The organism is Phaeobacter sp. S60, from assembly GCF_000826845.1.
Classification (GTDB): Bacteria; Pseudomonadota; Alphaproteobacteria; order Rhodobacterales; family Rhodobacteraceae; genus Phaeobacter; species Phaeobacter piscinae.
On record NZ_JSWJ01000028.1, the window covers coordinates 74,220 to 96,229 of the forward strand.

20 protein-coding genes are annotated in these 22,010 nt (G+C 59.4%); 9 read left to right on the forward strand and 11 right to left on the reverse strand.

Annotated elements, in window-relative coordinates:
- Nucleotides 1-246: 246 nt before the first annotated feature.
- Both OO25_RS20005 and OO25_RS20010 read left to right on the forward strand, forming a co-directional pair.
- A complete protein-coding gene (locus OO25_RS20005) occupies nt 247-1,308 on the forward strand; it encodes an aldose epimerase family protein (protein WP_040182397.1) in 1,062 nt (353 codons plus the stop codon).
- The gene (locus OO25_RS20010; RefSeq protein WP_040182398.1) at nt 1,301-2,653 is read left to right on the forward strand and encodes a cytochrome-c peroxidase; all 1,353 of its coding nucleotides are present in this window, start codon (nt 1,301-1,303) and stop codon (nt 2,651-2,653) included. The genes OO25_RS20005 and OO25_RS20010 overlap by 8 nt, the downstream gene beginning before the upstream one ends.
- Nucleotides 2,654-2,665: 12 nt before the next feature.
- Here the strand turns inward: OO25_RS20010 and OO25_RS20015 are convergent, their stop codons facing one another.
- Nucleotides 2,666-4,222, reverse strand: a complete 1,557-nt coding sequence (locus OO25_RS20015; protein WP_040182400.1) for a CRTAC1 family protein — start codon at nt 4,220-4,222, stop codon at nt 2,666-2,668.
- A complete protein-coding gene (locus OO25_RS20020; RefSeq protein WP_040182402.1) occupies nt 4,212-5,426 on the reverse strand; it encodes an ROK family transcriptional regulator in 1,215 nt (404 codons plus the stop codon). The genes OO25_RS20015 and OO25_RS20020 overlap by 11 nt, the downstream gene beginning before the upstream one ends.
- A gap of 186 nt (nt 5,427-5,612) precedes the next feature.
- Between OO25_RS20020 and xylF the strand changes: the two genes are divergently transcribed.
- From xylF to OO25_RS20040, 4 genes are all read left to right on the forward strand, one after another.
- The gene (gene xylF, locus OO25_RS20025) at nt 5,613-6,638 is read left to right on the forward strand and encodes a D-xylose ABC transporter substrate-binding protein (protein ID WP_040169769.1); all 1,026 of its coding nucleotides are present in this window, start codon (nt 5,613-5,615) and stop codon (nt 6,636-6,638) included.
- A gap of 118 nt (nt 6,639-6,756) precedes the next feature.
- Nucleotides 6,757-8,058 (forward strand): sugar ABC transporter permease, encoded by a 1,302-nt coding sequence (locus tag OO25_RS20030; RefSeq protein ID WP_040169771.1) that lies wholly within the window; start codon nt 6,757-6,759, stop codon nt 8,056-8,058.
- Nucleotides 8,055-8,837 (forward strand): ATP-binding cassette domain-containing protein, encoded by a 783-nt coding sequence (locus OO25_RS20035; RefSeq protein ID WP_040169773.1) that lies wholly within the window; start codon nt 8,055-8,057, stop codon nt 8,835-8,837. Before OO25_RS20030 ends, OO25_RS20035 begins: the two co-directional genes overlap by 4 nt.
- A 125-nt stretch (nt 8,838-8,962) precedes the next feature.
- Complete coding sequence (locus OO25_RS20040; RefSeq protein WP_040169775.1) at nt 8,963-9,391, forward strand: helix-turn-helix domain-containing protein; 429 nt, start codon at nt 8,963-8,965, stop codon at nt 9,389-9,391.
- Between the two features lie 12 nt (nt 9,392-9,403).
- Here OO25_RS20040 and OO25_RS20045 read toward each other — a convergent pair whose 3' ends face one another.
- From OO25_RS20045 to OO25_RS20065, 5 genes are all read right to left on the reverse strand, one after another.
- The gene (locus OO25_RS20045; protein ID WP_040182403.1) at nt 9,404-9,760 is read right to left on the reverse strand and encodes a type II toxin-antitoxin system RelE/ParE family toxin; all 357 of its coding nucleotides are present in this window, start codon (nt 9,758-9,760) and stop codon (nt 9,404-9,406) included.
- Complete coding sequence (locus OO25_RS20050; protein WP_040182404.1) at nt 9,744-10,019, reverse strand: type II toxin-antitoxin system ParD family antitoxin; 276 nt, start codon at nt 10,017-10,019, stop codon at nt 9,744-9,746. Before OO25_RS20050 ends, OO25_RS20045 begins: the two co-directional genes overlap by 17 nt.
- A gap of 41 nt (nt 10,020-10,060) precedes the next feature.
- Complete coding sequence (locus OO25_RS20055) at nt 10,061-10,783, reverse strand: tryptophan-rich sensory protein (RefSeq protein WP_040182405.1); 723 nt, start codon at nt 10,781-10,783, stop codon at nt 10,061-10,063.
- Between the two features lie 78 nt (nt 10,784-10,861).
- Nucleotides 10,862-12,418 carry a cisplatin damage response ATP-dependent DNA ligase gene (locus tag OO25_RS20060; protein ID WP_040182407.1) on the reverse strand — a complete coding sequence of 519 codons (1,557 nt, stop codon included), beginning with the start codon at nt 12,416-12,418 and terminating at the stop codon, nt 10,862-10,864.
- Nucleotides 12,418-13,431 (reverse strand): ligase-associated DNA damage response exonuclease, encoded by a 1,014-nt coding sequence (locus OO25_RS20065; RefSeq protein ID WP_040182409.1) that lies wholly within the window; start codon nt 13,429-13,431, stop codon nt 12,418-12,420. Before OO25_RS20065 ends, OO25_RS20060 begins: the two co-directional genes overlap by 1 nt.
- 193 nt (nt 13,432-13,624) lie before the next feature.
- Between OO25_RS20065 and OO25_RS20070 the strand changes: the two genes are divergently transcribed.
- The gene (locus OO25_RS20070) at nt 13,625-14,959 is read left to right on the forward strand and encodes an MATE family efflux transporter (protein ID WP_040182412.1); all 1,335 of its coding nucleotides are present in this window, start codon (nt 13,625-13,627) and stop codon (nt 14,957-14,959) included.
- A gap of 9 nt (nt 14,960-14,968) precedes the next feature.
- On the opposite strand, the gene OO25_RS20075 is transcribed toward OO25_RS20070, so the two are convergent.
- Together OO25_RS20075 and OO25_RS20080 are read right to left on the reverse strand one after the other, a co-directional pair.
- Nucleotides 14,969-15,946 carry a DNA topoisomerase IB gene (locus OO25_RS20075; protein ID WP_040182413.1) on the reverse strand — a complete coding sequence of 326 codons (978 nt, stop codon included), beginning with the start codon at nt 15,944-15,946 and terminating at the stop codon, nt 14,969-14,971.
- A gap of 74 nt (nt 15,947-16,020) precedes the next feature.
- On the reverse strand, nt 16,021-17,400 hold the full coding sequence (locus tag OO25_RS20080) for an NAD-dependent succinate-semialdehyde dehydrogenase (RefSeq protein WP_040182415.1): 1,380 nt from the start codon (nt 17,398-17,400) through the stop codon (nt 16,021-16,023).
- A 189-nt stretch (nt 17,401-17,589) separates the two neighbouring features.
- Between OO25_RS20080 and OO25_RS20085 the strand changes: the two genes are divergently transcribed.
- Nucleotides 17,590-18,825, forward strand: coding sequence for a putative DNA modification/repair radical SAM protein (locus OO25_RS20085; protein WP_040182417.1), 1,236 nt, complete (start codon nt 17,590-17,592; stop codon nt 18,823-18,825).
- On the forward strand, nt 18,825-20,270 hold the full coding sequence (locus OO25_RS20090; protein ID WP_040182419.1) for a UdgX family uracil-DNA binding protein: 1,446 nt from the start codon (nt 18,825-18,827) through the stop codon (nt 20,268-20,270). Before OO25_RS20085 ends, OO25_RS20090 begins: the two co-directional genes overlap by 1 nt.
- A gap of 26 nt (nt 20,271-20,296) precedes the next feature.
- Here OO25_RS20090 and OO25_RS20095 read toward each other — a convergent pair whose 3' ends face one another.
- Both OO25_RS20095 and OO25_RS20100 read right to left on the reverse strand, forming a co-directional pair.
- Nucleotides 20,297-20,554 (reverse strand): hypothetical protein, encoded by a 258-nt coding sequence (locus tag OO25_RS20095; RefSeq protein ID WP_040169896.1) that lies wholly within the window; start codon nt 20,552-20,554, stop codon nt 20,297-20,299.
- 26 nt (nt 20,555-20,580) lie between these two features.
- Nucleotides 20,581-21,954 (reverse strand): polysaccharide biosynthesis/export family protein, encoded by a 1,374-nt coding sequence (locus OO25_RS20100; RefSeq protein WP_175304853.1) that lies wholly within the window; start codon nt 21,952-21,954, stop codon nt 20,581-20,583.
- Between the last annotated feature and the right edge of the window lie 56 nt (nt 21,955-22,010).

Sequence of the window (22,010 nt, forward strand, 5' to 3'; positions counted from 1 at the left end):
ATTCGTGGCAAGAATTTGTCTTAAACAGAGTATTGCTTGGGCGCTGTCTGATTGCCGGGGCTGCGTCGGTGTCTGGCGCGGCCGATGGAACGTGTGGCTGACACCGACGCCGACATCTCTGATGCCCGCTGCTCAGCCACCAGTGTCGGCTGAATTGACAGCTCTGATGCGGCGTATTAATTTGATATTCGAAATAAATAGCCATATCAGGACTAGTCGGGGTTCTGTAGCCAAGGACACCCATTTATGCCATCAGCCAGCCAGTCATCTATTGGAGCATCCTCTCCGCCGCACGCGCATTTGCCGGAGACTGCCGCTGATCAGCTGCGATGGCTGGATCTGGAGACTGATCTTCTGCGGCTTCGGGTCCTCAACTTCGGCGCGGTCACGGCACGGCTGGATCTGCGCGTCGGCGATGGATGGGTGCCGATGGTTCTGGGCTATCGTGATATCGTCTCCTATCTGGGGGACCCTTTCTATCTGGGCGCTATTGTTGGCCGGTTGGCCAATCGCGTTGGCGGCGCGGGTTTCGATCTGGCGGGGCGGCTGGTTGCACTGGATGCCAATGAGGGGGGCAATCAGCTGCATGGTGGGACGGCGGGTCTCGGGCGGGTGTTTTGGGAAATCCAGCAGGTGGCCGATGATGCGGCGGAGCTGAGATATACCTCAGCTGATGGTGAGAATGGCTATCCCGGGTGCGCTGAATTCCTGCTGCGGATCACAGTGTCCGGCGCCAGTGTCAGCTATGATATGAGTGCCAGCGTTGATCAGACGACACCAATCAATCTGGCGCAGCACAATTACTATACGCTGGGTGTCACCGGCGACATTTGGGGGCATCGCCTCCGCTGTCCTTCGAGCGCCTATCTTCTGCTTCGCCCGGACGGGGTGCCAACAGGCGCGATTGCGCCTGTCGCGGGGACCTCATTGGATTTTACCGTTGGGCAATCCTTTGCAACGCTGGATCCATTGCGGCTTGGGACCGACAATCATGTCATCTTTGCCAAGGGTGCCGATAGCCATATGCCGGAAATTGCAAGATTGACTGCTCCAAACGGGGTCGCCATGCGGGTTTTTTCGGATCAGCCGGGTGCGCAGATCTATACCGCAACACATCTGAACAGCGCGGTGGCGGCACAGGGCGGGCAGCAGCTTGCACCCTTTGTCGCTGTCTGTATTGAGCCGCAGGGGTTCCCGGATGCGGTCAATCAACCTGATTTTCCAAGTGTTTTGGTGCACCCAGGGCGGCCGTATCATCAGAGATTATCATTGAATTTCTCAACAAATGAGGCGGATCAGGATGACTGAGTATTGGCGTCGGAACGGTCTTCTGGGGTGTGTTATCGCTGGTCTGAGCCTTGTGGCCTATACCAACGCTGTCATCGCGGAGACCAAGCATCAGCCCTTGGATCTTGGACAACGTCCGAGTTTCGCGCTGATGGATCAGGCACAGGTCGAGTTGGGGCAGTTGTTGTTCTACGATCCGATCCTGTCAGGCAATCGCAACATCAGCTGCGCCAGCTGTCATCATCCGCGGTTTGGCACTGGTGATGGTGTGTCGCTGTCGCTGGGTGAAGGCGCCAACGGGCTGGGCCCCAAACGACAGGTGGATCCCGAAAACCTGCCGGAGCAACGCATCCCGCGCAATGCGCCCGCACTTTGGAACCTTGGCGCGCGCGGGATGGATGTGATGTTTCATGACGGTCGTCTGGAGGCAGATCCCGCCTACGGGTCAGGTATTCGGACGCCGTTGGAGGGCGATATGCTGTCTGGGTTTGACTCGGCGCTGTCTGCCCAGGCGATGTTTCCGGTGCTTTCAGCAGATGAGATGGCGGGCCACTACGGCGAAAACGAGGTGTCCCGCGCGGTGCGTCTGGGTCAGTTGAGCCACCCGGGGGGCGCCTGGGATCTGGTCGCAGGTCGGGTGGCGGATATTCCGGAATACAGGCAGCGGTTTGATCGCGTGCTAGGCGCTGGGGCTCCCATTCGGTTCACGGATATCGGCAATATGCTTGCCGCCTTTATCCGGTTTGAGTGGCGGGCCGATGACAGCCCGTTTGATCGTGCGCAGATGCAGGGAGAGCCGCTGCCACCCGTTGCGGCGCGGGGGCAGGGCTTGTTTTATGGCGCAGCAGGCTGCAGCCAATGCCATTCCGGCTGGTTGCAGACAGACAATGGGTTTCACGCAATCGCAATGCCACAACTCGGACCGGGAAAGGCGGCGCGGTTTGAAGCGCATGCCCGCGATGAAGGCAGGCTACGTGTCACCGGAACCCCTGATGATGCGTATAGATTTCGCACCCCCTCGTTGCGGAATGTGGCGCTGACGGCACCCTATGGGCATAGCGGCGCCTATGGCACTCTGGAGGCGGTTGTGCGTCATCATCTGGACCCGCTGGACGCGTTGATGGCATATGACCGCACTCAGGTGGTTCTGCCTGCACTTTCGGGCGCGGTAGATTGGGCCGCATTGGATGATCCTGCGGAGGTGCAGCGTATCGCATCCGCCAATGATCTGGCGCCTGTTGCGCTGAGTGACGGTGAGATCGCCGATCTTGTTGCCTTTCTTGAGGCTCTGACCGATAGCACTGCGGCGGCGGGGCGGCTTGGCGTACCTGATACCGTGCCCTCAGGCCTGCCTGTGGAGCAGTAGGCCCGGACGGGGCTACTGGATCACTGTAATATGCTGGTTGGGTGGCACCGCCTGCCACTCGGTTGTCTCTCCATCCGGCCAGATCACACGCAATCGCAGGCCCTGCGCCTCTCCCAGGCCAAAATGTAGATCGCCGACGGAACCGCCCGCGTGACCTCCACCAACCGTGATTTCGCGGGTATGGATCCGGGTTCCGGTGTCCAGCTCGACAAAGGCACCGATGGCTTGGGTGTTCGGCGCAATGCCCCGCAACGACAGGGAGAGCCAGTTACCTGTTGCTTGAGTGGCGTTCTGATAGAGCTCCATCGGCGCGCGACGGTTGACCACGGCGAGGTCAAGGCGACCATCCAGATTGAAGTCACGCAGTACGGCGCCACGAGACCGGGCCATGCTGGCGATTTGTGCCGCCGCGGCGGCATCCGTAAATCGCCCGTCAACACCTTGGATCAAAAGCGTATTTGGGTCACGCATGGCGGCGTCTGGCATTTGTTCCACATTGCCTTTGGTCACGAAGATATCGTCACGTCCGTCGTTGTTCACATCACCGAAATCCGCATGCCATCCGGTGGAGGGTCGCCCGTCGCCGCCGCTGGTTGGACGGTGGGCGGTTGTTCCGTAGTCGTAGGTCACATCGCGGTAGGACGGGCCGATACCGGCCGGATCAAACAGCTGAAGCTTCTGATCCCCCATTGAGGTGAGATAGACATCAGAGAACCCATCGCCATTGAGATCGCGCGACGCGATTCCCATACCCCAGAGGTGATAGGGGGCCCAGCCGTCATCCTGCTGGTATAGCACGGGCGGCGTGGTCATCTTCCACATTTGTTCCTGCCCGTCGCGGACGTAATAGTGCCGATCATTGCTGATGCGCAGGTCGGCGCGCCCCTGCACAGGCCCGTCCTTGCGCCGGTGCCAGTTGGTGAACAGCATGGATAGGGCACAATAGCCGGGTTTGAGCCTGTTTGGCGGGCCATATCTGCTCCCCTCGGGGCGATAAAGCAGCGTGTCATCGCAGGCCTCAAAAGGACCATCCGGGTTGCTCCGGTCTACGTAGGTGCCGAAGGCCAGAGTGGGGAGTTGCGCCCCATTTTCCCATGTCGCGGAGAAGGCAGTGGTCCAGTGATCACCACTGGAAAATCCAAGATCATCAAATGGTTCGAACTGGCAGTCTCCGGTGCCACGCAGCAATTGGTCGGCGCCGACACGCAACAGGGCGAGATCCAGAATCCCGTCACCGTCAATATCCAGCGGATAGATGCCGGTGACCCCCGTTTGCGCCAAGGCTTCTGGCGTATCGGCGGTAAACTGCACATTTGCACCGGGGGTCTTTGTTCGATTGATCATCAACTGAACCGGGTTGCTGCCACCTGCGGCCACCAGATCGGGAAATCTGTCGCCGTTGCAATCCAGCGAAGCCAGCCCGCCGCCCACGAAATGCTCCCAGCCGCCATCATAGATATGCGCGGCGATCGGGCGTGGGGTGAAAACGGGCGGCTCAGAACCGTTGGCGAGCGCAATCTGCGGCAGAAGGCACAGTGGCGCCAGAAGTAGACGGACCCTAACTGGCATGGCTTGCAACCTCGCGAATGGTGAGGGCCGAGACTTCTTCAATCGCATAGGCTGCGGCGCCTTTCGCCCACATCTGATTGCCCCAGCCATGCACGCGCACCTCTGGTAGGGGGCCATCCACCTGCACCACCCAGCGGCGCATTTCTTCGACCACTTTGTCAGAAGACAGGTATCCAAAGGCCAACTGCGCGCCGGCCAGGACGATCATCTGAGGGTCGAAGATATTGACAATGTTCGCCAGACCCATGGCAAACATCCGTCCGGCGCGGTCGAGGATGGATTGTGCCATCATGTCGCCATCAGCCACCGCTGCATAAAGCGAAGCAAGATCTTTGTGCCGCTCGACTCCACTGGTGATATTTGCCTCACGCAGCAGGGCATAGTCGCCAACATAGGCTTCCAGACAGCCACGTTGCCCGCATTGGCAGAGCGCGCCTTCCAACTGCACCTTGATATGGCCGAACTCCGCACCGCAGCCACGCGCGCCACGATAGATCTGGTTGTCAATAACGATGCCCATGCCGACGCCGTGCTCGACGGTGACAACGACAAAGTTGCTGCGGGTGTCGCCTTCGCCGAACAGATGCTCTGCTTTGGCGACCAAGTTGGCGTCATTGTCGATGAACACCGGCATGCTGAGGTGCGACTTTAGCGCACTTCCGAGGTCAATGTTGCGCACATTGAGCGATGAGGACCAATAGATGAAGTTTCGGTCCGCATCCATGACACCTGCCATGCCGATGCCGACGCCGGAGATCTGCGCGCGGGTCAGCCCACCTTTGGCGCAGCTTTGATCCAGCGCCTCGACAATTTTCTCGCACAGGGCATCCGGGGACATCTGACCGCCACGCAGGGGCATTTCGTGGCTGATCAATTCGGTGCCTTCGAAATCGGTGATCAGCGTGGTGATGGCGTGATGGGACAGTTTCAACCCTGCGATATGATGGGCGCTGCCCCGAATTTTGAGGGCAACCCGTGGGCGGCCCCGTTTGGCACCGCGCGCGGTGTCGGGGCTGACCTCCTCGATCAATCCGGCAGCCAGCAGCTCAGCAGTGATTGCGGTGACAGTGGCCGGGCTGATCCGGGTGATCTGGGCAATATCGATTCGGGCGATCTGCCCGGCGGCGCGTATGGTATCAAATACCTGTAGGCGGCTGCTTTCGCGCAACTCGCCGGAATGTGAAAGCCTGTCCGATTTGACCACCGTATTTCCCCCTTATTGTCGGGCGGGTTATCGCAGGAAACGACCGACCGACAAGATATCCGGCCTCATGATACATTATTTAATTTGAGTTTCAAAAAAAATAATGTTAGGGATATCAGGACGGGCATGCAGCGAGGGGGGACCTGACTGCTGCACGGGCCCGCAACGACCCGAGGGAGGAAAACAATGAAATTCTTGAGTGGCGTATCCGCACTAGCTTTTGCCGCAACCGCGAGCATGGCCCTTGCCGAAGATGTGACCGTTGGCGTCAGCTGGTCGAACTTTCAGGAAGAACGCTGGAAAACCGACGAAGCCGCGATCAAGGCCGCACTGGAAGCAAAAGGTGCAACCTATGTGTCTGCAGATGCGCAGTCATCTTCGGCAAAGCAGCTTTCTGACATCGAAAGCCTGATCGCACAGGGCGTTGATGCGCTGATCGTACTGGCCCAGGATGCCCAGGCCATCGGCCCGGCCGTGCAGGCTGCCGCAGACGAGGGCATCCCTGTTGTTGCCTATGACCGCCTGATCGAAGACGGCCGTGCGTTCTACCTGACCTTTGACAACGTCGAAGTGGGTCGGATGCAGGCGCGCGCCGTGCTCGACGCCCAACCCAGCGGCAACTATGTGATGATCAAGGGCTCGCCCACCGATCCAAATGCCGATTTTCTGCGCGGTGGTCAGCAAGAGATCATTCAGGCCGCAATCGACAGCGGCGACATCAAAATCGTTGGTGAAGCTTATACCGATGGCTGGCTGCCGGCCAACGCACAGCGCAACATGGAGCAGATCCTGACCGCCAGCGACAACAAGGTTGATGCGGTCGTCGCCTCCAATGATGGCACCGCCGGCGGTGTCGTCGCCGCGCTGACCGCACAGGGCATGGAAGGCATCGCGGTTTCCGGTCAGGATGGGGATCACGCTGCACTCAACCGTGTTGCCAAGGGCACGCAGACTGTATCTGTCTGGAAAGACGCCCGTGATCTGGGCAAGGCTGCGGCAAATATCGCGGTTGAAATGGCCGAAGGTGCTGCCATGGGTGATGTTGCGGGCGGCGCTGCCTGGACCTCCCCTGCGGGCACTGAGCTGACCGCTCGCTTCCTGGAACCGATCCCGGTAACCGCCGACAACCTGTCGGTTGTTGTGGATGCTGGATGGATCACCAAAGAAGCGCTGTGCCAAGGTGTGACCAACGGCCCCGCGCCCTGCAACTAAGCTGCGGCTGAGAACGCTCAGCTGCTGCGTTTCAAACCGGCGCGCGCCCACAAGACGGTCCTGATCGGATCGGGCGCGCGTCCCTCCTTTAAATACCGCTGATCACTGGAGTTCGGATATGACCGAAACCACGTCTCAGCCGATCCCCGAACACAGCAAGCGTGGCCTGTTCCAGCAATTGGAACTGGACGTCCGCCTATTGGGAATGATCGGTGCCTTTGTCATCTTGTGCATTGGATTCAACATCCTGACGGATGGGCGTTTCCTGACGCCGCGCAATATCTTTAACCTGACCATTCAGACCGTGTCGGTGGCGATCATGGCCACGGGCATGGTGTTTGTGATCGTGACCCGTCACATTGACCTGAGTGTTGGCGCGCTGCTGGCGACCTGCTCGGCGGTGATGGCCGTGGTGCAGACGGATGTGCTGCCGGATATGTTGGGTCTTGGCCTCAACCATCCTGCCACCTGGATTATCACCGTGGCTGTGGGCCTCACCATTGGTACGCTGATCGGTGCCTTTCAGGGGTGGATGGTGGGCTTTCTGACCATTCCGGCCTTTATTGTGACGCTGGGCGGATTTCTGGTCTGGCGCAATGTGGCCTGGTATCTGACCGATGGTCAGACGATTGGCCCGCTCGACAGCACCTTTCTGGTCTTTGGCGGCACCTCCGGCACATTGGGCACCACGCTGAGCTGGGCGGTTGGGATCGTTGCGACCGTTCTGGCGTTGGCCGCATTGTGGAACAGCCGTCGTGCGAAACAGGGACATGGCTTCCCGGTGAAGCCAGCCTGGGCAGAAGCGGTGATCGCCGGTACTATTGCCGCGTCCATCCTTGGTTTTGTTGCCGTCCTCAATGCCTATCAAATTCCCGCCCGCCGTCTGAAGCGGATGCTGGAAGCGCAGGGGGAAACCATGCCCGAGGGGCTGGTCGTTGGCTATGGTCTGCCGATTTCGGTATTGATCCTGATTGCTACCGCTGTGGTGATGACGATTATCGCCCGCCGGACGCGTCTGGGGCGGTATATCTTTGCGACTGGCGGCAATCCTGATGCGGCTGAGCTGTCTGGCATCAACACGCGGCTTCTGACGGTGAAGATCTTCGCCCTCATGGGGTTCCTCTGTGCGCTCTCTGCAGTGGTGGCGTCGGCGCGACTGGCGAACCACTCCAACGATATCGGCACCTTGGATGAACTGCGCGTCATTGCGGCGGCAGTCATCGGCGGCACGGCCCTGTCTGGCGGCTTTGGCACGATTTACGGTGCGATCCTTGGCGCGTTGATCATGCAGAGTCTGCAATCGGGTATGGCCATGGTTGGTGTCGATGCACCGTTTCAGAATATCGTTGTCGGCACAGTGCTGGTCGCGGCAGTCTGGATTGATATCTTGTACCGTAAACGTGTGGGGGCCCGGATATGAGCACCGCAAAAGAGCTGCGCGCCGCAGGCGCCACCCCGCTGGTCGAGATGAAGGATATTTCGATCTCCTTCGGCGGCATCAAAGCCGTGGACCACGTCAGCGTCGACCTTTACCCGGGTGAGGTTGTCGGATTGCTGGGCCACAACGGTGCCGGGAAATCCACCCTGATCAAGGTGTTGTCCGGCGCTTACCAGATGGATGCCGGTGAAATCCGGGTCAATGGCGACAGGGTTGAGATCACCAATCCGCGGGATGCGCGGTCGCATAATATCGAGACGATCTATCAGACGCTGGCGCTGGCGGATAACCTTGATGCGGCCTCAAACCTGTTTCTGGGGCGTGAGCTGGTGACGCCGTTTGGATTGGTCGACGACTCCGCAATGGAGGCTGAGTGCCGCAAGATCATGAACCGGCTGAACCCGAATTTCCAGAAGTTCTCAGAACCGGTGTCGGCGCTTTCCGGTGGCCAACGCCAGTCGGTGGCCATTGCACGGGCGGTGTATTTCAACGCCAAAATCCTGATCATGGATGAGCCGACGGCAGCCCTTGGTCCGCATGAGACGCAGATGGTGGCAGAGCTGATTCAGCAGCTGAAGGCACAGGGGATCGGGATTTTCCTGATCGACCATGACGTCAATGCGGTGATGGAGCTGTGTGACCGTGCCTCTGTCATGAAGAATGGTCAGCTGGTCGGCACCGTTGATATTGACGATGTCACCGATGACGACCTGCTGAGTATGATTATTCTGGGTAAGCGGCCGGGAGAAGCGGCTGCCTGAGGCATCAAGGTTTTGACAAAAGGGGCTGCCATGGGCGGCCCCTTTTTGCGGTTTCCCTGGCTTGCGGGGCGGCAGGTTGAATTCTACAGTCTATGTAGATTTTTATGGTCGCTGGGGAAAACAGCATGCTGACGATTGGGACATTGGCCAAACGCACCGGGACAAAGGTGCAGACCATTCGCTACTATGAACAAATCGGTTTAATGCCGGAACCGGGCCGAACCGCGGGCGGGCAACGTCGGTATGGCCATACCGAGCTGGATAGATTGGCCTTTATCCGCCATGCCCGGCAACTGGGGTTTCCGTTGGAGGCCATTCGTGAATTGTTGGATCTGGCGGATCATCCCGGTCAATCATGTTCCAATGCGGATTCCATAGCGCAACGGCAGCTGAAGCAAGTGGCGGACCGGATCGCGCGACTGGAAGCCCTGCAGACTGAGTTGCAGCGAATGATCTGCGATTGTGCTGGCGGTACGGTCGCCGAATGTCGCGTTCTGGAGGTGTTGCGGGATCATTCCGAATGCCTGACCAATCATGATGAAATCGGGGCCTGATCAGATCTTTGGTCACGCCTCATCATGGCCAAGCGCACGCAACAGCATTCGGCGCTGGTGATCTTGCCCACCGAAGAACACCGCCAGCACGCGCAGCTGTTGGCCTGTCTCGTTGAGATCAAAATAGAAGATGGCACGCCCCTTTGTGACGCTGCGCAGGCCCGGCGCAATGTCGGTGCGCAGCGTGCCTTGGTGGGGCGCTTGCCCCAATGCCTCAACCGCGTCGTCAATCTCTGTCAGACGTGTCGCGGCGCGTTCAAACGCCGTCTCTGCGTCCTCACCAAAGCTGATGGCGGCTTCAAAGAGAAAGTCGAAAATAGCCTCTAGGTCTCGGTCGATCGCTTCGGCACGATCAACCCGGTAGATCATGCTGCATCCGTTTCCGTGCCAGAAAATCAGCTGTGCGTTGGCGGCCGTCTGACGCACTGACAAAGGCACCATCGCGCCGCTCTGCAATCAGGGCACGCAGGGCTGCGGTATCGGCACGGCGTGCCTCTGTTTCTTCGCGCAGAAGTTCAAGACCCTGTTGCAACACCGCGCTAAGGCTCGAATACCGGCCTTCCGCGACCAAGGTGCGGGCAAAGTCATCCTGCGCTTCGGTCAAGGAGATGGAGGCTTTAACACTCATATCGTACCTGATGTTGCGGGCTGACTAGTACCATGCCTACACTACTCAGTAGCATATTTCAATCCGGCGCTGAATAGGCCGCGCAACGCAACGATGATCCAGCCCAGACCGGCCAAGGCAACAACGAGCAAGTTGTCGCTGCCCCACTGATTGATGACGATGCCACCGACAGCCCAGCAGATGGCAACAGTGTAGGTCCAAGCTGAGGGGCTACCTGTCTGTACCAGAAGCGCTACGACCAAGGCGATGATGAGGCATAGTATTCCGGACAGCTGCGGGTCCATCAGGCCATATCCCGGAAGGACAATGCTAATAGATACAGCAGAAGCGACAGTTAACCACCCGGCGTAGAGCCCCACGGGCCCTCGCTTCCAGATCCTGTCATTCCGACCAGCGCAGCGCATTGCGAGAGTCGCGGTGGCAGCCATCGCCACTATCATGAACGTGGCAAGAATCGGCGAAATGTTTGCAACCCACAGCCAGCAGGTACCGATAACCAGGCTGACCGCCAAGTATCTTCGCATTTCATGCCAAGACGGATCCTCGGCCGCACGAAGTGCGCCGTAGCCCGCCCCTACAATGAGCCAGAGATAGATCACGGGCCAGATCGAAAAAGTCGGGCCTATCGGCTGTATAATCGGTTGGGGTTGCGGGTAGGGCAACTGGTCGGCGGTGTAGCCGGTGAACGGGTTCGTCACCAACGGTGCTGCCGCAAATGCTACGGCGAGCAGAAAAGTGAGGTAGGCCAATGTCTGCTTGCTCATGGGATTTGGTACTCGCTTTTGTTCACGCGGATGGTCTGGGTAGGAATTATCTGAGTATTCCTGTTTACTTACACAACCTTAAAGGAAGCCTCTCAATTCCTCGATCGAGCCTGCTTCTAACGGTGGTTTATCGGTTCGGATGCGATTGATCCGGGGAAACCTCATGGCGAGCCCGCTTTTGTGACGGCTCGATTCATTCAATCCCTCAAAGGCAATTTCCAGCACCAGTTCAGGCTTTACCGCCCGGACAGGGCCAAAGCGATCAACTGTATTATTGCGGACAAATCGGTCCAGTTCCTTCAATTCGGCGTCGGTGAATCCGAAATATGCCTTGCCTACTGGTACCAGTAGGTCTCCGTCCCAGACGCCAAAGGTGAAATCGGAGTAATAGCCTGAACGCTTGCCATGCCCGCGCTGTGCATAAAGCATGACCGCATCCACCAGCATTGGATCACGTTTCCATTTGAACCAGTTGCCGCGCTTGCGCCCCGCTATATAGGCGCTGTCGCGGCGCTTGATCATAACGCCTTCTATCACGCTGTTTGGTGGATCCGCGCGCAGTTTCGCCAGATCTTCCCAAGTCTCAAAGTCAAGCGGCAGAGAACGATCAATACGCGGATCATTCAGATCTGTGACGCAGGCTTGCAAATGGGTCTGGCGATCAACCAATGTGCGGGATCTCAGATCCTCGCCATTCCAGAACAGTACATCGTAGACCCGTAGCGCAGCGGGATGGCTTGCCAACATGGCTTTTCCAACCTTCTTGCGACCCAGCCGCTTCTGTAGATCGCCAAAGGGGGCAACGATGTCCTCACGCTTTACCAGCAGCTCACCATCCAGCACCCCGTCAAAATTCAACGCTTCGATCACATCGGGAAAGGATCCGGAGATATCTTCACCGGTGCGCGAATACAGTCGTCTTGTCCCGTCGTCGTTCACGGCTTGAACACGGATGCCGTCCCATTTCCATTCCGCGACGAAGTCTGCCGGTGAGAGGCTGGTGAGGTCTTCCAGATCGGTGCCGGTGGACAGCATGACCGGGCGGAAGGGGGCCGCGGCAAGGTTCACGGGTTTTTCGCCCCCCTCCAACCACGCAAACAGAGGTAGATATGGCGGGGTCAGCCCGTGCCAGAGCTCTTCTATCTCGGTGACATCAACATTGCCAAACTGGGCCAGCGCGCTGCGCGCCAACCGGGCAGAGACACCAACGCGCAGACCACCTGTCGCCAACTTCAGATAAGCATAGCGCTGCGTCGGGGTCATCTGTGACAACCGCCGAGCGATGAGTGCGGGGAGTTGTGCTTTGGCGGTGCTGGTCAGTTCATGCACCGCATCGGCCAGCGACAGGTCAATCACCGTGTCGGAGTGCGGCCAGATCAGGGCCACGGTTTCCGCCAGATCACCGACAAAATCATAGGACAGGCGGAACAGCTCTGCGTCCGTTTCCTCTGCCACCAGACCGCGCAGCAGGGAGGGTGTTACGTTGCGCAGAGCAAGGTCACCGGTGATGGCCGCAAGCGCATAGCCCCGGTCCGGGTCCGGGATGGCGTCAAACGCGGTCCTAAGATGCGCAATCTTGCCATTACGCGACGGTGTGAAGGCGAGTTGCTCCAAAAGCTCGGCGAAGGCCTGCATCACTCTGCCTCCTCCTCATAGCCGACGAGCCTCAGGGGGCGGGCGGTGATCTGGTTCAACTCGCACCAGCGGACCAGCGCGTCCTCACGGCCGTGAGTTACCCAGACTTGCTTCGGGTTGAGATCCTTGATGGTGCGGGTCAGATCCGGCCAGTCCACATGGTCGCTGAGGATCAGGGGCAGTTCGACGCCCCGCTGCCGGGCGCGGGCACGCACCTGCATCCAGCCGCTGGCAAAACAGACGATCGGATCGGGAAAGCGCTGTGCCCAGGTCGCGGCAAAGGCGGAAGGCGGGCCAAGAATAATCTGGCCTTTAAAAGCCGCTTTGCCTTCCTTGGTGGTGGCCGGACGCAGTTCTCCCAAATCGATCCCCTGCGCGATGTGGTAGTCACATAAGCGCTGCATGGCACCGTGGATATAAATCGGCTGATCCCAACCCGCCTGCCGCAACAGCGCGATGACGCGTTGCGCCTTGCCCAATGCGTAGGCCCCGACAAGGTGGCAGCGCTCAGGTTGGGACGCGACAGAGCGCAGCAGTTTTTCGATTTCGGACTGCGGACTGGGGTGGTTGAACACCGGCAGACCGAAGGTGGCCTCGGTCACGAAAACGTCGCAAGGGGCCAGTTGAAAAGATGCGCAGGCGGGGTTGTCCACGCGGGCGTAGTCACCTGAAACGGTGATGGCGGTATTGCCGTCGTCGACGGTAATCTGACAAGAGCCCAACACATGGCCGGCGGGCGTGAACCGCGCGTCGATGCCATCCACTACCGCCCTTTCTTCAACGGCGATACGGGTGGCGCAGAAGTCCTCACCATAGCGTATGGCCATGATATCCAGAGTCTGGGGGCTGGCCCAGACCGTGCCGTGACCGGCGCGGGCATGATCGGCATGCCCATGGGTGATCATCGCGCGGGGCACCGGGCGTATTGGATCGATGTAGAAATCCCCCGCCGGGCAATAGAGGCCATCCGGCTGGGGGTGCAGTAACTCCTCCGGCAGGCGTTTTGCGCTCACGGGATTGGCTCCTTCGTGTCAAACCAACGGGTATCGGGAAGAAGCTAACCCAATCAGGTGTTTGGACAAGGGCTGTGGTGCTATCGACTGACAAATTCAGTGTTAAATGGATGGGGCTGGAACTATCTGCGGAGTCACGCGTTTTGCCCTTTGTGACGCAGCCATCCCAAAATATCAGCTGAGGAGACGACCCGTGGCGCAGAAGAATTTGACGCAAGGGGGGGTCTGGTGTGCGCTTGCAGCAGTGTCTGCACCAATGTCGCTGGGCATTCTGGGCGTGTTGAGCGTTGGTCTGGCTGATGCCTATTTCCTAGGTCAATTGGGAGAGGCACCGCTTGCGGCTGTAGGGTTCATCTATCCCGTGACAACAGCGGTGACATCGCTGTCGATCGGCCTGTCCGCTGGTGCAAATGCGGCAATTTCTCAAAGTCTGGGACGCGGCGATAGCGAGGCTGAAACCAACAGGCTGTCGATCCACGCCATCGTCTTGGGCACCGTGGTTGCGACATTGGTGGCGCTGGCGTTTTACCTGGGCGCGGGCGCTCTGTTCTCGGTGATGGGCGCGAAGGATGATGTGCTGGCAGAGGCGCGGTCTTATGCGCCATTCTGGGCGCTGTCGTTCCCGTTTTTAGTCGGCATGGCGCTTTTGAATGCGGTGTTCCGGGCGCATGGGGATGGCGCAACCTCGGCGATGATCATGTTGGTGGCAGCCGTTCTTAATATCGCGCTGGACCCGGTCCTGATCTACGGGCTCGGCCCGGTGCCGGAGATGTCGACTGCCGGGGCTGCACTTGCCACTGCTATAGCGCGGGTTCTGACGCTGATTGGGGCTTTTAGCTACGCGCTTCGGATCGGGGTCATTCGCCCGCCAGAGGTGTTCACCGATGGCATCGGCGGTTCTGTGCGCGAGGTTATCCGTGTTGGCCTCCCGGCCGCATTTTCAAATGCGATCAACCCGGCCGGAATGGCGATGGTCACAGCCGCGGCGGCGACGCTGGGTGATACTGTCGTTGCCGGGCTCGGGGCTGCACAGAGGGTGCAATCGGTGGCTCTTGTTCCATTGCTGGCGCTGTCGGCGGGTATCGGGCCTGTTGTCGGGCAGAACTGGGGCGCGGATCAGCAGGCGCGTGCGCGTCTGGCAGTGTGGCGATCCTGGCAATTCTGCGTCGGATACGGGCTGGCCGTGGCTTTGGCGCTGACGCTGTTTGCATCTAACATTGCGGGGCTCCTTTCGTCAGATCAGGGGGCGGCTGCAACGACCGCGCAATACCTGCGCATCGTCAGCTGGAGCTTTCTCGGGTATGGCGTTTTGGTGACCGCCAACGCCGCGATGAATGCGCGTTCCAAAGCTGTTTGGTCGATGGGTTTGAGCCTGATGCGGATCTTTGCGGTCTATGTGCCGCTGGCGTGGCTGGGTGTCTGGATGTTTGGTTATGCAGGCATTCTTGGCGCTGCGGTAATCGCCAATCTGGCGGCTGTTCCGGGCGCTTATTTCACCGGTCGCAGGACGGGATTGGTGGCGCGCTGAAAGCGCCGTTCAACCGGCATTGAGGAAATCAATTAGTCTATCCTCCCCCAAGCGTAGCCCGCTGATTTGGCGCTGTGGCAAAGCGCTCAGCCGTGCTGCACGTTGAGGGTCTGGTAGCTCGGCCAATGCGATGATCTGCGGATGGATATAGCTGTTGCGGGCGATGGTTGGGGTGTTGTGTAGCCGCTCTGCAGCGGCTTCGGCCATCGCGGTGATGGTCAGGGTTGGGGCATCGAGAGCGACGGTAAATGCGGCGTGGCTGCCGTTCCAGGTGCGCAGGGTCTTGGCGGAGACCCCATCGCCGCAGAGCTCAGCCAAAACTTCCTGCACCTGCTCTGACCGCACGGCGCGGGCATTGCCGTCGGCGTCGACCCAAGAGATCAGTTCGGGACCGGCCAGATCCTGTGAGCGTTCTAGAATGCGTTGCAACGCAGGGCCTCGTAGGGATTTCTCCACGGTCTGGCCGCCCTTCGCCGTATATCTCAGCTGTATCACCTGCCCCGAAAAGGCGACGTGACGCGGGCGCAATGTGGTGGCGCCGTAGCTGCCGTTCTCCTCGGTGTAGCTGGGATTTCCAATTCTGAGCGAGCCGCGATCCAACAGGGCGAGTACGGCGGCGATCGCGGTGTCTTCGTCTCCAACAGGGCCGGTCAACCTGTCGCTGATCCAGCGGCGCAACACGGGTAGGCGCTCCCCAAAGATGCCGAGCTGGGCAAATTTCTGTTCGGCCCGGTGCGCCTGCCATTCAGGGTGATAGCGATATTGCTTCCGATCGCGGGCGTCGCGCCCGGTGGCTTGAAGATGGCCATTGGATAGTGGGCACAACCAGACATCTGTGTAGGCAGGCGGGACGCCCAAACCATTCAGTCGCGCCCGTTCCGCCGCATCGCCGATATGACTGCCATCGGGCATGTAGTAGGAAAACCCGCGGCCTCGACGGCGGCGGGTAACACCGGGCTGATCATCCGTGTAGTAGACCAGTTTCATTGTGTTGATCCCTGTCTCAACAACGATGGACCATGGGGTTGAGGGCCGCCCGAGGTCAGGCGGCCCTCACGATATCAGCTCATAACCATGACTGATTTGACGTTCACAAATTCTTTCATGCCAAAGCCGCCATGTTCCCGACCATAACCGGAATCCTTGACACCACCGAAAGGCATGTTGGGGATCGCAAGGCCGAACCCGTTGATGAACACCATCCCCGTGTCGAAGTGATCACGGGCGAGGGCAAGAGCCTTCTCGGTGTCCTTGGTCATGATGCCGCCACCAAGGCCAAAGCGGCTGTCGTTGGCGATGCGCATGGCGTCATCTTCGTCCTGCGCGCGGATCAATGCGGCGACTGGGCCGAACAGTTCATCATCATAGGCGGGTTGGCCGGGGGTCACATTCTCAAGAACGGTGGCCGGGTAGAAGAAACCATCGCCATCTGGCATCTCACCACCGCAAAGCAGTTTGGCACCACCTTCGAGACTGTCTTTCACCTGTTGATGAAGATCGTCGCGCAGATCCTTTCGCGCCATCGGCCCGATGTCGGCATCTTCCCCCATCGGGTCACCAGGGGTGACCCGCTTCATCGCCTCGACATAGGCGTCGCGGAACTGATCATAGATGGCGTCCACCACGATGAAACGCTTGGCGGCAATGCAGGTTTCGCCATTGTTGTAGGTCCGGCCATTGACGCAGGTCTGAACGGCAGCCTCGATATCGGCGTCCTCTAGCACGATGTAGGCATCGTTCGACCCCAGCTCCAATACGGTTTTCTTCACTGCCTCAGCGGCCTTGGCACCGACCTTGCGGCCCGCGCCATCGCTGCCGGTCAGGGTGACACCGCGCACCAGATCGTGGCTGATCAAACTATCCGATTGATCATGGGAAATCACCAGCGCCTGAAACAAACCCTTCGGCAGGCCCGCGGCCTCGTAGATTTCCTGCAGCATCTGACCCGAGCCGGTCACGTTGGAGGCATGTTTCAGCAGCACGCCGTTGCCAGCAATCAAGCTGGCAACCGAAAAGCGGACAACTTGATAAGCGGGAAAATTCCATGGCTGGATGCCATACACAACGCCGATGGGTGAGTAGAAAATGTGCCCTTTCTCGCCACCCTCGATATCGCGTTCTTCCGGGGCGAACGCAGCCGGGGCTTCGGCCGCGCTGTAGTCACAGATCGCGGCGCATAGATCGATCTCCTGATGGCTTTGCTTGAGCAGTTTGCCCATCTCCTTTGTCATCAGTTCTGCAAGCTCATCCTTGCGGTCGCGCAGGGCCGCGCCAATAGATTTGATGACTTTTGCGCGATCTTCCACAGGGGTCAGTCGCCATTCCAGAAATGCTTTGTGACTGCTTTGCACAGCGTCCTCCAGCGCCGCATTGCTGAGCACGTTATAGGTGTCGAGCGTCTCGCCAGTGGTGGGGTTCACGGTTGTGATTGTATCGGACATGGTCTGCCTTTCGTTCTATCGGCAAGAGAGGGATGCCTCTGCCTGTCTCTTGCAGGCACAACGTAGCGTCGGCGATTGGGTTCCCGGTAATCGCGGGGACGTGAGGTCGCATCCGAAGTTGTGGGATGGGTCGGCCTGTTCATCGCAACTTGGATTGCCTTCCCCTCAATGAGAACATATATAGAACATATGACTCGACAGACACTGGATCAAAAACTCGCCATCCTAAGTGATGCTGCCAAATATGATGCCTCTTGCGCGTCTTCTGGCTCGACCAAACGCGACTCACGCGATGGGAAGGGGCTGGGCTCAAACGAGGGGACGGGAATCTGCCACGCCTACGCGCCAGATGGGCGCTGCATCAGTCTGTTGAAGATCCTGATGACCAACTTTTGCATCTATGACTGCACATATTGCGTGAATCGGGTGTCCTCGAACGTGCCGCGCGCGCGGTTTTCGGTGGATGAAGTGGTGAAGCTGACCATCGAATTCTACCGACGCAATTATATCGAAGGTCTGTTCCTCTCCTCTGGGATCATCCGGTCGCCGGACGCGACGATGTCGGATATGGTACAGATTGCGCGTAAACTGCGGCAGGAAGAGAATTTTCGCGGTTACATCCACCTCAAGACCATTCCAGATGCAGCACCGGAGCTGATCGCTGAGGCTGGTCTGTTGGCGGATCGCCTGTCGATCAACGTCGAGATGCCGAATGATGCAGCAGTGCGCGAACATGCGCCGGAGAAAGATCCCAGCCAAATCCGCAAGGCGATGGGCGATGTGCGCCTGCGCAAGGAGGCTGCCAAGGATCGCAGCCACACAGGCCGTCGCCCGCCACGGTTCGCCCCGGCAGGGCAGTCCACACAGATGATTATCGGGGCGGATGGGTCAAACGACGCGATGGTGCTGGGCCAGTCGACCCGGCTTTACTCCAGCTACAAGCTGAAGCGGGTTTATTATTCTGCATTCTCTCCCATCCCCGACAGCTCGGCCAAGTTGCCGCTGATATCCCCGCCATTGCAGCGCGAGCATCGCTTGTATCAGGCAGATTGGTTGCTGCGGTTTTATGATTTCCAGCTTGATGAGATCACCTCGGTGACGCCGGATGGCAATCTGGATCTGCATATAGATCCCAAACTGGCCTGGGCGCTGGCCCATCGTGAAATGTTCCCGTTGGATGTGAACCGTGCCAGCCGGGAGATGCTGTTGCGGGTGCCGGGGTTTGGCGTGAAGACGGTGAACCGCATCCTGAGTACCCGGCGGCACCGGTCGCTGCGATATGAGGATCTTCTGCGCATCGGGGCCTCAATGAAGAAGGCACGGGCTTTTGTCGTGGCGGGCGGTTGGACACCGGGTCGGCTGACAGACAGTGTCGATTTGCGGGCGCGGTTTGCACCGCCACCAGAACAGCTGGCCCTGTTCTGATGTACCATGCTGAAATGCCTGTAATCGGGACCGGGGAGGCCTGGCGCCGCGCTGCGCGGGGGTTTCTGGCACAGGGTGTTCCACCTGAGGCAATTCTCTGGAACAACGATAGCACAGCGCCGGATCTGTTCGCATCACAGACCCGCCCGCCGCCCAATGGAGATATCCATGTGCCGCGCGGCTTTGTCACCTTGGCGGATAAGGTGGTCTGGCACAGCGATCCGAGCCGGTTTTCCCGGCTCTATGGGTTTCTCTGGCGCCTGCGGGGGGCGCGTGGTCTGATGAGTGATCGGGGTGATGTAGATTTGGCCCGGCTACGGCAGATGGAAAAAGCTGTGTCGCGCTGCCAACACAAGATGAAAGCCTTCGTCCGGTTTCGTGAACTGGGTGACGTGGATGCGCCGCGCCGGTCCTTCGCGGCGTGGTTCGAGCCAACACATCACACGGTGGAACCAACGGCAACGTTCTTTGCCCGGCGCTTTGCCGATATGGACTGGCGCATACTGACGCCGGATGTTGCAGCGATATTTGAGGGGGGCGAGTTGCGGTTTGAGCCCGGCCATCCCCGGCCCGAACTGCCGCAGGATGCCAGCGAACAGCTCTGGATCACCTATTTCCGCAATATCTTCAATCCGGCGCGGCTGAAGGTTCAGGCCATGCAGTCAGAGATGCCAAAGAAATACTGGAAGAACATGCCGGAGGCCGCCGCCATTCCGGAGTTGATCGCCACAGCCCCGGCGCGGGCACGCGCCATGGCGGAAGCCGCACCAACCTTGCCACCGTTACGCGCCGCGCGGGTGCAGGCCCGCTTGCCAGAGGCAAACCCCTATTGGCAGGGACCGGCAGATGAATTGCCCGCGGCGATCAACAGCTGCACTCGTTGTCCGTTGTATGGCCCAGCCACTCAGGCCGTGCCCGGTGAAGGTCCAACAGATGCGGATCTGATGATTGTCGGCGAACAACCCGGTGATCAGGAGGATCTGGTGGGGCGGCCATTTGTGGGGCCCGCCGGGCAGCTGTTTGATCAGTTGGCGGCTGAGATCGGGCTGTCGCGGGAGGCAGCCTATGTCACCAATGCGGTGAAACATTTCAAATTTATGCCGAGAGGCCGCAAGAGACTGCATCAACGGCCCAATGGATCGGAAATTCACCACTGTCAGGTTTGGCTCCGGGCTGAACTGGATCTGGTCCAACCAAAGCTGATCCTTGCGCTAGGCGCGACAGCGGTGGAGGCATTGCTTGGGTCGGGCAATGATATCCTGCAACGGCGTGGCACGATTGAGCATCGCACCGACGGGACCCCTGTCCTGATCACCTTGCATCCGTCTTATCTGCTTCGGGTGCCTGACCCCCATCTGCGCGCGCAGGCAACCGAGGATTTTCGGGCAGACCTGCGGGTCGCAGCTGATTGGTTGGTTCAGTGCGAGACGTCGGGCAGGCCTTAATGCGAGCCGCCACTAAGGCCCTGCTCCTAGTCCGTGCTTGTGGTGCTGGTCGACCCTGAGGAGCCAAGGCCCGCGACCAACGCCAGACCCAGAAGACCAATTGCAGGTGCAATCATCGGTGCGAATTGACCTGCAACCGGTTCAATGAACAAAAGACACGCGTCCTCTTCCGCGTTGCGGTCATCCTCGCAGTCCAGTTGGTCATCTGTGGTCTTTGCCGTCTGCGCCAGACCGGAACCTGCCATCAGCAGAAGGGCAAGGGCGCAGCTTACGGTTGGGCGCATGATATAGCCTATCGCCGTTTGTCCCATCAGTTCACCGCCGCCGCGACGGGTGTTGTGATCAGGGAAGGGGTGATTTGGCGTAGGGTACGGCCCCATTTGGTGACCGGGTTCTCGGCGACGAAGATCACATCATCCGGCCGTAGCTGGAATTTGGTTGCGAGTGTCAGGTTGGCCGCACTGCTGGCATTCAGATGCCAGGCGGTCACCGCGCCGAATTCACGCGGGTCGCTGGAGGCGCGCAGCACATAGACTTGCGAAACATCACCGGTTTCGCGCGCGATCCCACCACCTGCATCGTAGAGCGCATCCGCTAACGAGGCTTGGCGTTCATAGGGCAGGGGATAGCGGGTCTGTTTATCGACCTCGCCGGTCAGATAGACATAGTCACGGTCATTCGCGCCAAGATCTTCGCGCGCCTCAAAGGTGCTGCGCTGTTCTGCATAGTCACTGCGGCGCAAGGAGATCGCAGTGTTCAGCTCGCTCAGTTCCTGTGCGCGGGCAGCGAGCGTCGTCTGCTTCAGGCGTATCTGTTGTTCAAAGAAGCGCTCCGCGCGGTTGAGATTGAAATCTGTATCGACAAACACCGCATCGCCGGAGATGAGGCGTGTGTTTTGTAGATCGGGGCTGGCGTAGAAATCTGTAAGCGGGATCTGATAGAGTTCACCGTCGCGATAGATCCTGACAGAGCTGACGTCGATATCCGCTACGGACACGCTTCCCGCAGCGGCCAGCGCCTCGCTGAGGTAGAGCGGTGTCAGGGTGATCGGCAGAACACCGGGTTTTCCAACGGCTCCGCCAACAGAGACGCGGCGCGAGTTGAACTCGGCGATTTCGAGGCTGAAAGTCGGGTCGAACTGAGCTTCGACCAGTTTCTGGAACAGCAATTCCTCCGCATCCTCAATCGTCAGGCCCGCAATGCGCACGCGCCCGACATCGGGAATATTGACCGATCCGTCATCCTGTACGGTATAGCCATTGCGGCTGTTCTGCGCTGCCAGCAATCCGGTCAGCTCTTCCAGCGTGTTGCGTGTCGTGGGGGTTGCCAGCATGACAACATCACCAACCCCGATCTGATAGGACATTTCTGGAACCGCCGGAGGACGCTTCAGGGCAAGGCGCTGATTGCGCAGGCCCTCCTGAGTGGATGGCGCCTCTGGCAGTCGCCCCGCGCCGCGAACAGAAACACCCGCGCCGGTACCGGCGGTGTGCGCGTAGGCCTCCGGAAGGGATTGCGGGGCGTAGGCGGCCCGGTTGGCTTGCGTTACGGTTTCGCCAGTCAGCGGCACCACACGCACCTGTGTGCCATCCCCTGCACCGGGAATGACATCAGAGCTGCGATAGACGGTTGAACATCCTGCCAGCGCAAGGGCGGCGCAGCAGATCATGGAAATCAGGCGCAAGGTCTTTCCTCCGGTCGGGGTGGGATGGCGCTGGCAAGGCGCGTTGAGGGCGCGGA

What these genes read in the sequence shown, in the direction of transcription:
- OO25_RS20040 (WP_040169775.1), top strand. Translation starts at nt 8,963, where the DNA reads ATGCTGACGATTGGGACATTGGCCAAACGCACCGGGACAAAGGTGCAG.
- OO25_RS20090 (WP_040182419.1), top strand. Translation starts at nt 18,825, where the DNA reads ATGTACCATGCTGAAATGCCTGTAATCGGGACCGGGGAGGCCTGGCGC.
- OO25_RS20060 (WP_040182407.1), bottom strand. Translation starts at nt 12,418, where the DNA reads ATGCAGGCCTTCGCCGAGCTTTTGGAGCAACTCGCCTTCACACCGTCG.
- OO25_RS20030 (WP_040169771.1), top strand. Translation starts at nt 6,757, where the DNA reads ATGACCGAAACCACGTCTCAGCCGATCCCCGAACACAGCAAGCGTGGC.
- OO25_RS20045 (WP_040182403.1), bottom strand. Translation starts at nt 9,760, where the DNA reads ATGATCTACCGGGTTGATCGTGCCGAAGCGATCGACCGAGACCTAGAG.
- OO25_RS20085 (WP_040182417.1), top strand. Translation starts at nt 17,590, where the DNA reads ATGACTCGACAGACACTGGATCAAAAACTCGCCATCCTAAGTGATGCT.
- xylF (WP_040169769.1), top strand. Translation starts at nt 5,613, where the DNA reads ATGAAATTCTTGAGTGGCGTATCCGCACTAGCTTTTGCCGCAACCGCG.
- OO25_RS20035 (WP_040169773.1), top strand. Translation starts at nt 8,055, where the DNA reads ATGAGCACCGCAAAAGAGCTGCGCGCCGCAGGCGCCACCCCGCTGGTC.
- OO25_RS20010 (WP_040182398.1), top strand. Translation starts at nt 1,301, where the DNA reads ATGACTGAGTATTGGCGTCGGAACGGTCTTCTGGGGTGTGTTATCGCT.
- OO25_RS20050 (WP_040182404.1), bottom strand. Translation starts at nt 10,019, where the DNA reads ATGAGTGTTAAAGCCTCCATCTCCTTGACCGAAGCGCAGGATGACTTT.
- OO25_RS20080 (WP_040182415.1), bottom strand. Translation starts at nt 17,400, where the DNA reads ATGTCCGATACAATCACAACCGTGAACCCCACCACTGGCGAGACGCTC.
- OO25_RS20015 (WP_040182400.1), bottom strand. Translation starts at nt 4,222, where the DNA reads ATGCCAGTTAGGGTCCGTCTACTTCTGGCGCCACTGTGCCTTCTGCCG.
- OO25_RS20055 (WP_040182405.1), bottom strand. Translation starts at nt 10,783, where the DNA reads ATGAGCAAGCAGACATTGGCCTACCTCACTTTTCTGCTCGCCGTAGCA.
- OO25_RS20095 (WP_040169896.1), bottom strand. Translation starts at nt 20,554, where the DNA reads ATGCGCCCAACCGTAAGCTGCGCCCTTGCCCTTCTGCTGATGGCAGGT.
- OO25_RS20075 (WP_040182413.1), bottom strand. Translation starts at nt 15,946, where the DNA reads ATGAAACTGGTCTACTACACGGATGATCAGCCCGGTGTTACCCGCCGC.
- OO25_RS20005 (WP_040182397.1), top strand. Translation starts at nt 247, where the DNA reads ATGCCATCAGCCAGCCAGTCATCTATTGGAGCATCCTCTCCGCCGCAC.